Below are 12583 nucleotides of genomic sequence, written 5' to 3' on the forward strand. Positions count from 1 at the left end.
GGAGGCGTTGACCCTTGAAGCTAGAGTCGGCGATTGATCCACGTCCAAGACCAATTTTGCATGCGCTGATACCCGGAGGGCATCATTGTTCACGCTGGCACAGCTCGTGAGCTTCGTGGCGGTGGCCGAGGAACTGCACTTCACCCGCGCCGCGGAGCGCCTCCAGATGACGCAGCCCCCGCTGAGCCGGCAGATCCAGCTCCTCGAGCACGACCTCGGAGTACAGCTCCTCGACCGCACCAACCGGTCCGTGCGGCTCACCCCGGCAGGCCGCACCTTCCTCAACGAGGCGCGCCACATCCTGCGCCAGTCCGAGCACGCGGCCCTAGCCGTACGCCAGGTGTCGGCCGGTGAGGCCGGAGCCATCGCCATCGGATTCACGGCGGCCAGTGCGAACTCGGCCCTCGGCACCCTGCTCGAAGTGGCCCGCTCGGCCATGCCCCGAGTGGAGGTCGTGCTGCGCGAACTGGTCACCCGCGACCAGCTGGAGGCCATTACCGAAGGCTCCCTCGACCTGGGCATGATCCGCCCCGCGAACACCGGGCCGGACCTGGAGACCCGGCCCGCCGTCAGGGAGGGTCTGCTCGCCGCCCTGCCCACCGGCCATCCGCTGGCCGCGCGCGAGGGCGACCTGCGCGTGGAGGACTTCGGCGGGGAGCAGGTGCTGATGTACTCGCCGGTCGAGGCCCGCTACTTCCACGAGCTGCTCGTCAGCATCTTCCGCGCGGCCCAGGTCGCACCCGTCTTCACCCAGTACCTCAGCCAGGTGCACAGCATTCTGGCGATGGTGAACGCCGGCTGGGGCATCGCCCTGGTCCCGGAGGCCGCGGCTCAGATGAGGTTCAGCGGGATCACGTACAAGCCGCTGTTCCTGAGGGAGCCCAAGCCGGTCGAGCTGAATCTGGTGTGGCGCAAGAACAACGACAATCCGGCGTTGGAGGCCCTGCTCCGGCACCTGTGACGCAGCTCAGGGCTCACTCACGAGGCACCGACTCACCGCCAATCGGGCGCCCCCGAGCGAGGCGACAACACCGCCTCGATCTTCGTCTGTACGTCCCGCATCACGGCGACGACGCGTTCCTGGCGTTCCCCGGTGAGGCGGGCGACCGGGACCGAGCAGCTGATGGCGTCGACCGCCGGTGTGTCGTACCGCAGGGCGAAGCCGAAGCCCGCGATACCGATCACCGTCTCCTCGCGGTCGAGGGAGTAGCCCCGCTCGCGGACGCCCGCGAGGTCGGCGAGCAGCACGGCTCGGTCGGTGTGCGTGTTCGCAGTGAGGGCGGCCAACGGGCCGTCGCCGAGCGGTAGTTCGCCATCCGCACGCTCGGCGAGCAGCGCCTTTCCGAGGGCGCCGGCGTGCGCGGGGACCCGGCGGCCGACGCGGCTGATCGTGCGCAGGTACTCGTGGGACTCGCGGGTCGCGAGATAGACCACGTGCGGACCGTCGAGCCGCGCCAGGTGGATCGTCTCGCCGAGTGCGTCCGACGCCTCGTCGAGGTATGGGCGCACGGCGCGCACGCGTGGGTCGCTGTCGAGGTAGCTCGTACCGGTGAGGAGGGTGCGGATCCCGATCCCGTACAGCGAGCCGGTGGTGTCCGTGCGCACCCAGCCGCAGTCGACGAGGGTGCGCAGCAGTTGGTACATGCTGCTGCGCGGCACGTCCAGTTCCCCGGCGAGTTCGTCCAGGCGCGCGGGCCGGTCGCCCCGCGCCGCGAGCAGCTCCAGCAGCGCGACCGTGCGCAGCGCCGACTTCACCCCGCGAATCCCTGATGTCACCTGTGTCCCCCTGCTTCCCGTTGCCGGTCATCGTAAATCGGCGGGGCTTCACCCATTGACCCGGCCAGTTCACCGACTTAGCCTCCATTCTCATACATGGACGCCATCTGCATATGGGAATCACATCTATGAACAAGATCGGCACGCAACCCGAGGATGTCGCGCAGAAGCTGCGTGACGGGATGGCGAACGGGGTGCTGTCCTTCCCGCTCACGAGCCTTCGGGATGACGGCAGCCTCGACCTGGACGCCTACCGGACGTATCTGACCGCCCAGTTGACCCACGCGCCGGGCGTGGTCTTCCCCGCCTGCGGAACCGGGGAGTTCTTCTCGTTGGACGAGGAGGAGTACCGGGCCGTTGTCAGGGTCACGGTCGAGGTCGCCGACGGGCGGCTGCCGGTGGTCGCGGGCATCGGCTACGGCTGGGCGCAGGCGCTGCGGTTCGCCCGGATCGCGCAGGAGGAAGGCGCGGACGCCCTGCTCGTGCTGCCGCACTACCTGGTCGGCGCCCCGCAGGACGGGCTGGTGGAGCAGTTGCGCCGGATCGCCGCGGGCACCCGGCTGCCGCTGATCGCGTACCAGCGCGACCAGGTCACCTTCAACGCCGACGCCCTGCGCCGGATCGCCGAGATCCCCACCGCCATCGGTCTCAAGGACGGGCACTCCGACCTCGACCGGCTCCAGCGCCTGACACTCGCCGCGCCCGACGGCTTCCTCTTCTTCAACGGCGCCGCCACCGCCGAGATGCAGGCCCGCGCCTACGCAACCGTCGGCGTGCCCGCCTACTCCTCCGCGGTCCACGCCTTCGCGCCCGAGATCGCGAACGCCTTCTTCGCCGCACTGCGCGCGGGCGACGACGAGGCGGTGAACAAGCTGCTGCGCGACTTCTACGTGCCCCTGGTGGACCTGCGCGACCGCGTCCCGGGCTACGCCGTCTCCCTGGTCAAGGCCGCGGCACGGCTGCGGGGTCTCCCGGTCGGCCCCGTACGCGCCCCGCTCACCGACCCGTCCCCGGCCGACCTCGCGGATCTCGAGAAGGTGCTGGACGCCGGGCTGGACCTCGTCGGAGCCGTACGGCGCGTCAACTGACCTTCACACACACGTAGTTGAAGCCCTGCCGCTTCGACGCGCTCACCCCCGTAACCGCCCGACTCACGCTCCACAGTTCAAAGGGGAACTGACTTGCCTCTCGTCGTAGTGGGAATCAGCGTTCTGATTCTGCTCTTCCTCATGACCAGGCTGAGAATGAACGGGTTCGCCGCCCTCCTCCTCGTGGCGATCGGCGTCGCGCTGGTGCAGGGGATTCCGGCGGCGACGATCCCGGACGTCCTCTCGGAGGGCATCGGCGGCCAGATCGGCGACACGATGCTGACCATCGGCCTCGGCGCCATGGTCGGCCGCGTCATGGGGGACTCCGGAGCGGCGCAACGAATAGCCAACCGGCTCCTCGACGCCTTCGGGCCACGCTGGGTGCAGGTGGCCATGGTGGTCACGTCCATGCTCATCGGCGTCACCATGTTCTACGAGGTCGCCTTCATCATCATCGTGCCCATCGCGTTCACCCTGGTGCGGGTCACCGGCGCGAAGCTGCTGTGGGTCGGGCTGCCGATGTCGATCGCCCTGTCCACCATGCACAGCTTCCTCCCGCCGCACCCCGGCCCCACCGCCGTCGCCGCGACCTTCCACGCCTCCGTCGGACATACCCTGTTCTACGGCCTCTTCATCGCCGTACCTGCCGGAGCGCTCATCGCCCTCGCATGGCCGCGCCTGCCGTTCGTCAAGGCGATGAACCCGTCCATCCCCAAGGGCCTGGTCAGTGACCGGGAGTTCACCGACGAAGAGATGCCCGGCATGGGCTGGTCGCTGCTCGTGGCCCTCTTCCCCGTGGTCCTGATCGCGGGCGCCGCGGTGATCGACATGGCCACCTCCGGCGAGAGCCCGCTCCTGCACGCGGTCGCGTTCATCGGCTCGGCGCCGATCGCGCTCATGCTGACGCTGCTCCTGGCGATCTGGGCCTTCGGGCCGCGCATCGGCCGCAGCCTTACGGACGTCAGCGCCTCCTGCGCCTCGGCGGCCCAGGCGATGGCGATGATCCTCCTGGTCATCGGCGCCGGCGGCGCCTTCAAGAACGTCCTCGTGGAGGGCGGAATCTCCGACTACATCAAGGACGTCACGGACAGCTGGGCCATCTCGCCCCTCATCCTGGCGTGGCTCATCGCGGTCATCCTCCGCGTGGCCCTCGGCTCGGCGACGGTCGCCGTCGTCACGGCGTCCGGCGTGGTGCTTCCGCTGCTCGCGGGCAGCGGCATCCACCCCGAGATCATGGTGCTCGCCGTCTCCTGCGGATCGATCGCGTTCTCCCATGTGAACGACCCCGGATTCTGGCTCTTCAAGGAGTACTTCAACCTCTCGGTCATCGAGGCGATCAAGGTCAGGACCACGTACACGACGGTGCTCGCGGTGCTGGGCCTGGGCGGCGTACTTGCCCTGGAATGGGCCTTGGACGTCCTGAGCCTGTGACACACATCAACCCACACACCTTCTGACCACAGGAACCGCAATGACCTTGAGCAAGCAGCCGACCGTCACCGCGTTCGCCGTGTATCCGGTCGCCGGCCGGGACTGCATGGAGCTGAACCTCTCCGGCGCGCACGGCCCCTACTTCACCCGCAACGTCGTCGTCCTCCAGGACTCGGAAGGCCGCACCGGCCTGGGCGAGGTGCCGGGCGGCGAGAAGATCACCCAGACCCTGCGCGACGCCGAGTCCCTCGTGGTCGGCGCGAAGGTGGGCGACTACAAGCGCGTCCTGGGCGAGATCGGAGCCAGGTTCGCCGACCGCGACGCCGGCGGACGAGGCGCCCAGACCTTCGACCTGCGCACCACCGTCCACGCCGTCACCGCCGTCGAGTCGGCGATGCTCGACCTCCTGGGCCAGCACCTCGACGTCCCCGTCGCGGCACTCCTCGGCGACGGCCAACAGCGCGACTCCGTACGGGTGTTGGGCTACCTCTTCTACGTCGGCGACCCCGGCCGCACCGACCTGGAATACGTCCGCGAACCCGACGCGGCCGTCGACTGGCACCGCGTCCGGCACGAAGAGGCCCTGACACCCGAAGCGATCGTCCGCCAGGCCGAAGCCGCGTACGAGCGGTACGGATTCCGTGACTTCAAGCTCAAGGGAGGCGTCCTGGAAGGCGCCGAGGAGGTCAGGGCCGTCCAGGCGCTGAAGGACCGCTTCCCCGAGGCCAGGATCACCCTCGACCCCAACGGCGCGTGGTCGCTGCGCGAGGCGATCGAGCTGTGCACGCCGCTGTCCGGCACCCTCGCCTACGCCGAGGACCCCTGCGGTGCCGAAGGCGGTTACTCCGGCAGGGAGATCCTCGCCGAGTTCCGCCGCGCCACGGGCCTGCCCACCGCGACCAACATGATCGCCACGGACTGGCGTCAGCTCACCCACGCCCTGGCGCTCCAGTCGGTCTCCATCCCTCTGGCCGACCCGCACTTCTGGACGATGCAGGGCTCGGTCCGCGTGGCCCAGCTCTGCAACGCGATGGGCCTGACCTGGGGCTGCCACTCCAACAACCACTTCGACATCTCCCTCGCCATGGTGACCCACTGCGGAGCCGCCGCCCCCGGCGAGTACAACGCCCTGGACACGCACTGGATCTGGCAGGAAGGCCTGGAGCGGCTCACCACCGCCCCGCCCCGGATCGTCGACGGTGAGATCGCGGTGCCCGACGCCCCGGGCCTGGGCGTCCAGCTCGACATGGAGCGGCTCCTCGCGGCCCACGACCTCTACAAGACGAAGGCCCTCGGCGCGCGCGACGACGCCATCGGCATGCGGTATCTCGTCCCGGACTGGCAGTTCGACAGCAAGCGCCCGTGCCTCGTCCGCTAGCGCTCGGCGGGCACATGGTCATGGGGACCGGCTGCGATGGCGTACGGTGGTGTCTACCGACGCGGGGTGGAGCAGCTCGGTAGCTCGCTGGGCTCATAACCCAGAGGTCGCAGGTTCAAATCCTGTCCCCGCTACTGACGGGCAAGGCCCGGATCCTTCTGGATCCGGGCCTTGCTGTGTCTGAAGCAGATGCGGGATGCGGGCCTGGTCGCGTGGCGGTGGCCACACGGGCCGGACTGCTGGTGCAGGCACCTGGAACACCCTTGGTCGTACGACCTCGGCCGTGGTGGTCGTCCTCTTCTTCGAAGCGCGAGCCGATGCCGGTCTCCTGCGCGCCTGGATCATGATCCCGGTCGGCTCCGTCATCTCGGCGGTCTTCGGGTTCGCGATGACCCGCTACTGCGACCGCAAGGCGCTGCACCGCCTGACCCCGCAGCCGTCCGAGTGACCCACGTGCGGGATCGGCAGGTGAAGGCCCGGGACTTACGCGGCCTTCACAACCTCGCCACGTATCGCCGCGGACCACTCGATGACGAGAACTTCGTATTCCCGGCGCTGCTCCGCGCTCAACCGGCCACCGCTGCACAGCATCAGGCAGCGGATCTCTTCGTTCAGATCGTCGGCGGACCGCACGGAACCAGGGATCGGAGTGGTGGACATGTGAAGAAGCCTAGAGGGTCGGTGTGACAATCGGCGTCGCTGGCCCGCGGGGCAGAGGTCGGGAGCTGCCCGGCCGGTCGGCCCTGACCTGGGAGATTAGGCTTGGAGTCGGCCACTCCGCGCGAAACTGTGACCTTGGCCTCACGTAGTGTCGCGGCGCTCTGAGACGCCCAGGAGGGCGAGTTGGTGTCCGCGTCGGTGTCGTCGTTGCCGGGCTCGGCCCCCGGGGCGCCCGGCGGGCCACGAGCACCGCCAGGGTGATGACGGCCGTCAACGACACGGCGAGCCCGCCCAGGCTTGTGATCGCGCCGGAAATCCACAGCCACGCCAGTTTCAGGTTGAGGTCAGGGTCTGTTCAGGGCGGGGTAAGGCTGCCGTGGCTCCGAGGCGGTGTGACCTGCGTGGGGTGGCGCAGCGCTCCGGGATTGTGGTCGGCCCCCTGCCTGGCGCGTACGGCTCGACAGGTAAAGTCGTCCCCGGACTGCGCCCGCCCCACCCGGACAGGCGCAAGGTCAGAACCACTGTTGATCACAGAGGTGTGCTCCGCGCAGCTACGACCGTTCCTTCTCCCGTCGTCCTGCCGGCCGCGAGCCGCCTGCCCCAGAAAACGTCACCGTGAGCACCGATTCCGTGCTGCGCCAGCAGCCCACTCCCGCCCGCGATTCGCCCCGAACACCGCGCCGAGTCGGTAGGGCACCGGCCCGGCCCACCGCGGCGGCGGCCCTCCACAGCATCAGCGCGGTCACCGCGGTCCTGCTCGGGCTGGTGGCGATAGGCGCGATGATTCACGAGCCGGTCCTGATACCGCCGCTGGCCGCTAGCGCAGCCCTCGTGCACAGCGCACCCACCCTGCCCCTGGCCCAGCCACGGAGCATCGTCCTCGGCCACCTGCTCGGCGCCGGGGCCGGTTACGCGGTCCTCGCGCTCACGAACAGCAGCCCGTGGACGGCGGCACTGGCGGGAGGCATCACGCTCGCCGCGACGATGCTCGCCCGTACTCCGCACTCGGCGGCCTGCGCCACCGCCGTCATCGTCGTACTCCAGACGCCGGCCCCCGGCCGCTTCGTGCCGCTGCTGTTCGGCTCCACCGTGCTGGTCGTGCTGACCGGCTTCGCGGCCTCGCGGGTACGGCGCGGGGCACCGAAGTACCCGGCGTACTGGTGGTGAGTGACCTCCGGGACGGCGTGCCCAGCGTCGGACCATCCGGAGAATTGATGCGGAAACGCGGAAGTGCAGGCCGGCCCGGCGCGGGCCGACCTGGACTTCGCGATCGTGCGTGATCAGGAGAGGTCGAACCGGTCCAGGTTCATGACCTTGTCCCACGCGGCGACGAAGTCCTTGACGAACTTCTCCTTCGCGTCGTCACTCGCGTAGACCTCCGCCACCGCGCGCAGCTCGGAGTTCGACCCGAAGACGAGGTCGGCACGGGTACCCGTCCACTGGACCTTGCCTGCGGAGTCGCGGCCCTCGAAGGTGTTCGCGTCGCCGGCCGTCGCGCTCCACGTCGTGTCCAGGTCGAGGAGGTTGACGAAGAAGTCGTTGGTCAGCGACCCGGGGGTCGTGGTGAGGACGCCGTGCGTCGACTGCCCGTAGTTCGCGCCCAGGACGCGCAGGCCGCCGACGAGGACCGTCAGCTCGGGCGCGCTCAGGTCGAGCAGGTTCGCCTTGTCGACGAGCAGGTACTCGGCCGGCAGGCGGTTGCCCTTGCCGAGGTAGTTGCGGAACCCGTCGGCGGACGGCTCGAGCGCGGAGAACGACTCCACGTCCGTCTGCTCCTGCGTGGCGTCCGCACGCCCCGGAGTGAAGGGCACCTGGATGTCGTAGCCCGCGTCCTTCGCGGCCTTCTCGACGCCCGCGGCACCCGCGAGCACGATCAGGTCGGCGAGCGAGATCTGCTTGCCGCCGGACTGGGCGCTGTTGAAGGTCTGGCGGACCCCCTCCAGCGTGCGCAGCACGGCCGCCAGCTCGTCGGGCTGGTTGACCTCCCAGCCGGCCTGCGGCTGGAGGCGGATGCGCGCACCGTTCGCGCCGCCGCGCTTGTCGCTGGCGCGGAAGGACGAGGCCGACGCCCATGCCGTGGACACGAGCTGAGACACCGTCAGGCCCGAGGCCAGGATCCGGTCCTTGAGGGCGGAGACGTCAGCGGCGTCGACCAGCGGGTGCGTCACCGGGGGCAGCGGGTCCTGCCACAGCAGTTCCTCGCTCGGGACCTCCGGGCCGAGGTAGCGCACGATCGGGCCCATGTCGCGGTGGGTCAGCTTGAACCACGCGCGGGCGAAGGCGTCCGCGAACTCGGCCGGGTTCTCGTGGAACCGGCGCGAGATCGGCTCGTAGGCCGGGTCGAACCGGAGCGAGAGGTCGGTCGTGAGCATCGTGGGGGCGTGGCTCTTCGACCCGTCGTGGGCGTCGGGTACGGACCCCGCGCCCGCGTCCTCCTTCGGTCGCCACTGGTTCGCGCCTGCGGGGCTCTGGTAGAGCTCCCACTCGTAGCCGAAGAGGGTGTCGAAGAAGGTGTTGTCCCAGGTGGTCGGAGTTTTCGTCCAGATACCCTCGAGACCACTGGTGATCGCGTCGCCACCCTTGCCGGTACCGAACGCGTTCTTCCAGCCGAGGCCCATCTCCTCCATCGGGGCGGCCTCGGGGGCCTCGCTGACGTCCTCCGCGGGGCCCGCGCCATGGGTCTTGCCGAAGGTGTGACCGCCGGCGATCAGGGCGACCGTCTCCTCGTCGTTCATCGCCATCCGGCGGAACGTCTCGCGGATGTCGCGGGCCGCGGCGAGCGGGTCCGGATTGCCGTTGGGGCCCTCCGGGTTGACGTAGATGAGGCCCATCTGGACCGCGGCGAGCGGGTTCTCCAGTTCACGGTCACCCGTGTAGCGCTCGTCGCCGAGCCAGGTGGTCTCGGGACCCCAGTAGACGTCGTCGTCGGGCTCCCAGGCGTCGACACGTCCGCCGCCGAACCCGAAGGTGTCGAAGCCCATCGTCTCCAGGGCGACGTTGCCCGTGAGGATCATGAGGTCGGCCCACGACAGGTTCTTGCCGTACTTCTTCTTGACGGGCCACAGCAGACGGCGGGCCTTGTCCAGGTTTCCGTTGTCCGGCCAGCTGTTGAGCGGGGCGAAGCGCTGCTGCCCGGTGTCGGCGCCACCGCGGCCGTCGCTGATCCGGTAGGTACCGGCGCTGTGCCACGCCATGCGGATCATGAACGGGCCGTAGTGGCCGAAGTCGGCGGGCCACCAGTCCTTCGAGGTGGTCAGCACCTCCGCGATGTCCTGCTTGACCTCGGCGAGGTCGAGCGTCTTGAACGCCGCGGCGTAGTCGAACTCCTCGCCGAGCGGGTTGGCCACGGCGGGGTTCTTGGCAAGGATCTTCAGGTTGAGCCGCTGCGGCCACCACTGGCTGTTCGCGCCGTTGCCCTGCGTCGGGTGCGGGGCGCTGCCGTGCACGACCGGGCAGCCTCCTCCGTCCTGTGTTTTCGCGTCTGTGACGATCGCATCTTGGTTCTCAGACATGGGGAATCCTTCCGGACGGGGCGGATCACACTGCTAGGAACTACGGCGGTGGAACGGGCGGGGCGCGGGCCCCGTGGATGGCCTCAGCCTCGTCGATCCAGACAATCGAGACAGGGGTGTTGACCGAACGGATCGTGTCGATCGCGAGGCCGCGGGCCTCCGGGACAGTCCGACACTAGGGCTCAAAGTGAGGCGACGCGGTACGAATTCGGCGGCGTCAAGTGCGCGGAGGGCCTCAGACGGCGTGCAGAGAGCGACGACCGACGCACGACCGCGCGTCCCTCGGAGCTTGTCAACTTCTGTCTCCTGCCGCACTGGAGTCTTCCTGTCCCTTGGCTATCGCCATAACCGATCCTACGATGGACAGAATCCAAGTCAAGAAGTGCACCAATCGCATTTCCGATGGGATGGGAGTGCGCCGGTCAACCTCGGGTATCCCACCGAGCCTGAAAAGGTGAACCGATATGAGTGGCCTGCTTGAGCGACTGCGGGGGCGTGGCTGGCGGATGACCTCTCAGCGGCGCGTCGTGGCGGAGGTTCTCGACGGTGATCATGTGCATCTCACTGCCGACGAGGTGCACGCCCGCGCGGTCCAGCGGCTGCCCGAGATCTCCAGAGCGACCGTGTACAACGCGCTGGGCGAGCTGGTCGCGCTGGGCGAGGTCATAGAGGTCTCCACCGACGGCCGGGCGAAGCGCTACGACCCGAACGCGCACCGGCCGCACCAGCACTTGGTGTGCTCCAGCTGCGGAATCATCCGCGACGTCCATCCGACCGGCGACCCGCTGTCCGGCCTCCCGGCGCAGGAGCGGTTCGGCTTCAGAGTGTCCACGGCCGAGGTGACCTACCGAGGGCTGTGCCCGTCCTGCGCCTGAACCCAGCTGAGCAGCGCGGCGGCCTTTTCGGAGCCGGTGCCGGTGCCGGTGCCGACGGCCGGGTCGCCGGCCGGTACCGGGCCCACCTCGAAGGGGGCGCTGTAGCCGCGTACACCCGTGTTCCGGGCCGTGACCTCGACGGTGTAATCGGCGCCGTCCGGTACCGGGGGCACCGCCGCGACCAGCTCAGTCTCCGGTTTGCTGCTCGCTTTCGAGGCCAGCTTGAACAGGCGCTGCGCCCCGCCCTCGCCGTCGCCCTGCGTCAGCCATACGTCGACCTCCTGTCCGGTGTCGTTGCGCCACCGCACGAAGAGACTGCTGTCCACGGGGTGCACGGAGCCGGCGGCCGGTGACGTGACGGTGACCGTGGCATCGGGCGGTTCGGCGACCGCCGGGGCCGCCGGACCGAGCCAGACAAACAGCGATGCGGCGGCGACGGACAGGAACCTGGTGCGGAGCATGTGACGACCTCAATCCGGTGGCGGGAGGTACGGCCATACCCCTCCCACATGTCCTCGGCGGCGAACGGGCGGGCCCGCAAGCTTCACCCCATGGGGTGCCGCTCCTTTGAACAATTTGCCGGTGCGGCGATGAGTTCCGGCGGACGATGAGTCCTATGAAGCAGCGGACGCACGCGGCGTCCGGCCGAGGAGAGGACGACGCCCCATGCTCACGGACGCGCTGAAGGACAAGGTCGCGGTCATCTACGGCGGAGCCGGCTCCCTGGGAGCGGGTGTGGCGCGGGCGTACACGGACGCGGGCGCGCGGGTCTTCCTTGCGGGGCGCACGGAGGACACCCTGCGGAAGGCTTCGGCCGAGGTGGGCGCGGAGTACGACGTCGTCGACGCCCTGGACGAAGTGGCCGTGGAGGCGCAGGCGGACGCGGTGGTCGAGCGGGCCGGCCGGATCGACATCTCCTTCAACCTCGTGCCGCGAGGCGACCTCCAGGGCATCCCGCTGACGGAGATGTCCGTCGACGACTACACGCGGCCGGTCGTACAGGGCATCTCCTGCCAGTTCATCACCGCGCGAGCCGCCGCCCGGCGCATGGTCAACCAGGGCGGGGGAGTGATCCTCTCCCTCGACAGCGGCTCCAAGAACGGCACCCCGATGCTGGGCGGCACCGGCGCCGCCGACGGCGCGATGGACGCGCTGATCCGCCAGCTCGCGCAGGAGCTGGGCCCGTCCGGCGTGCGTGCCCTGGGCATCTGGACCGCAGGTGTCGCGGACACGCTGACGCCGGAGAAGCTGGCGGGAGCCGGCGCCCCGGACATGGACGAGGCGGCCCTCCAGGGGGTACTCGCCCACCTCGACAGCCTGCGCATGACGAAGCGTTCACCGAGGATCGCGGACATCGCCGCGCTCGCGACCTTCCTCGCGTCGGACGCGGCCTCCTCGGTCACGGGTACGTGGATCAACGCGACGGCGGGGATGTTCCCGAGCTGACCGCCTGGCCGCGCCGGGTCGTCGCCACGCCCCTGATGGGCGCAATGAATCGCGCGTGGCGGGTGAGGGGGGTGTCATTAGTCCGGAAGTACCGTCATCTCACTCGAGGAGAAGAATGCGTATCCGGACCTTTGTCGTCACTGCCGCTCTGGGCGCCGCCACTGTCCTCGCAGGGGCCGGCGTGGCCAGCGCCGACAGCGACGCGGACGCCACCGCCGCCAACTCGCCCGGTTTCCTCTCCGGCAACGTCATCCAGGTGCCGATCGACATTCCGGTCAACGCCTGCGGCAACTCCGTCAGCGTCATCGGACTGCTGAACCCGGCGCTTGGTAACGCCTGCTCCAACAACTGATCTGACGCCGGAGCACCACGGCTGGGCCGGCCCGGGAACTCCCGGGCGGGCCCAGTCCCGTACCG

The 12583-nt window shown here is 69.4% G+C and carries 13 protein-coding genes and 1 tRNA gene; 10 read left to right on the top strand and 4 right to left on the bottom strand.

Annotated elements, in window-relative coordinates; all coding sequences use genetic code 11:
- Window positions 1-85: 85 nt before the first annotated feature.
- Entirely contained in the window at window positions 86-961 is an 876-nt protein-coding gene (locus ACY0PA_RS40600) for a LysR substrate-binding domain-containing protein (RefSeq protein WP_473082344.1), read from the top strand.
- 32 nt (window positions 962-993) lie between these two features.
- On the opposite strand, the gene ACY0PA_RS40605 is transcribed toward ACY0PA_RS40600, so the two are convergent.
- Complete coding sequence (locus ACY0PA_RS40605; RefSeq protein ID WP_473082345.1) at window positions 994-1776, bottom strand: IclR family transcriptional regulator; 783 nt, start codon at window positions 1774-1776, stop codon at window positions 994-996.
- A gap of 113 nt (window positions 1777-1889) precedes the next feature.
- Between ACY0PA_RS40605 and ACY0PA_RS40610 the strand changes: the two genes are divergently transcribed.
- The 5 genes from ACY0PA_RS40610 to ACY0PA_RS40630 all read left to right on the top strand — a co-directional run bounded on the left by ACY0PA_RS40610 (window position 1890) and on the right by ACY0PA_RS40630 (window position 6121).
- Window positions 1890-2864 (top strand): 5-dehydro-4-deoxyglucarate dehydratase, encoded by a 975-nt coding sequence (locus tag ACY0PA_RS40610; RefSeq protein WP_473082346.1) that lies wholly within the window; start codon window positions 1890-1892, stop codon window positions 2862-2864.
- 93 nt (window positions 2865-2957) lie between these two features.
- Window positions 2958-4295: a gluconate:H+ symporter gene (locus ACY0PA_RS40615; RefSeq protein WP_473082347.1), complete on the top strand. Its 1338-nt coding sequence runs from the start codon at window positions 2958-2960 to the stop codon at window positions 4293-4295.
- 40 nt (window positions 4296-4335) lie between these two features.
- Window positions 4336-5673: an enolase C-terminal domain-like protein gene (locus ACY0PA_RS40620; protein ID WP_473082348.1), complete on the top strand. Its 1338-nt coding sequence runs from the start codon at window positions 4336-4338 to the stop codon at window positions 5671-5673.
- A gap of 60 nt (window positions 5674-5733) precedes the next feature.
- A tRNA-Met gene (locus ACY0PA_RS40625) sits at window positions 5734-5807 on the top strand.
- Window positions 5808-5956: 149 nt separating this feature from the next.
- On the top strand, window positions 5957-6121 hold the full coding sequence (locus ACY0PA_RS40630) for a hypothetical protein (protein WP_473082349.1): 165 nt from the start codon (window positions 5957-5959) through the stop codon (window positions 6119-6121).
- 35 nt (window positions 6122-6156) lie between these two features.
- Here the strand turns inward: ACY0PA_RS40630 and ACY0PA_RS40635 are convergent, their stop codons facing one another.
- Window positions 6157-6333, bottom strand: coding sequence for a hypothetical protein (locus ACY0PA_RS40635; RefSeq protein ID WP_165914507.1), 177 nt, complete (start codon window positions 6331-6333; stop codon window positions 6157-6159).
- Window positions 6334-6948: 615 nt separating this feature from the next.
- Here ACY0PA_RS40635 and ACY0PA_RS40640 point away from each other — a divergent pair.
- Window positions 6949-7500, top strand: a complete 552-nt coding sequence (locus ACY0PA_RS40640; protein WP_473082350.1) for an HPP family protein — start codon at window positions 6949-6951, stop codon at window positions 7498-7500.
- A gap of 113 nt (window positions 7501-7613) precedes the next feature.
- Here the strand turns inward: ACY0PA_RS40640 and katG are convergent, their stop codons facing one another.
- Complete coding sequence (katG, locus tag ACY0PA_RS40645; RefSeq protein WP_473082351.1) at window positions 7614-9845, bottom strand: catalase/peroxidase HPI; 2232 nt, start codon at window positions 9843-9845, stop codon at window positions 7614-7616.
- Between the two features lie 464 nt (window positions 9846-10309).
- Between katG and ACY0PA_RS40650 the strand changes: the two genes are divergently transcribed.
- The gene (locus tag ACY0PA_RS40650; protein ID WP_473082352.1) at window positions 10310-10720 is read left to right on the top strand and encodes a Fur family transcriptional regulator; all 411 of its coding nucleotides are present in this window, start codon (window positions 10310-10312) and stop codon (window positions 10718-10720) included.
- On the opposite strand, the gene ACY0PA_RS40655 is transcribed toward ACY0PA_RS40650, so the two are convergent.
- The gene (locus tag ACY0PA_RS40655; RefSeq protein ID WP_473082353.1) at window positions 10690-11181 is read right to left on the bottom strand and encodes a Ser-Thr-rich GPI-anchored membrane family protein; all 492 of its coding nucleotides are present in this window, start codon (window positions 11179-11181) and stop codon (window positions 10690-10692) included. The genes ACY0PA_RS40650 and ACY0PA_RS40655 overlap by 31 nt on opposite strands.
- Before the next feature lie 205 nt (window positions 11182-11386).
- Here ACY0PA_RS40655 and ACY0PA_RS40660 point away from each other — a divergent pair, with 205 nt between their 5' ends.
- Together ACY0PA_RS40660 and ACY0PA_RS40665 are read left to right on the top strand one after the other, a co-directional pair.
- Window positions 11387-12166, top strand: coding sequence for an SDR family NAD(P)-dependent oxidoreductase (locus tag ACY0PA_RS40660; RefSeq protein ID WP_473082354.1), 780 nt, complete (start codon window positions 11387-11389; stop codon window positions 12164-12166).
- A 115-nt stretch (window positions 12167-12281) separates the two neighbouring features.
- Entirely contained in the window at window positions 12282-12518 is a 237-nt protein-coding gene (locus ACY0PA_RS40665) for a chaplin (protein ID WP_473082355.1), read from the top strand.
- Window positions 12519-12583: the final 65 nt, after the last annotated feature.

The sequence above is a fragment of the Streptomyces sp. DS1-CR2 genome, assembly GCF_055760475.1.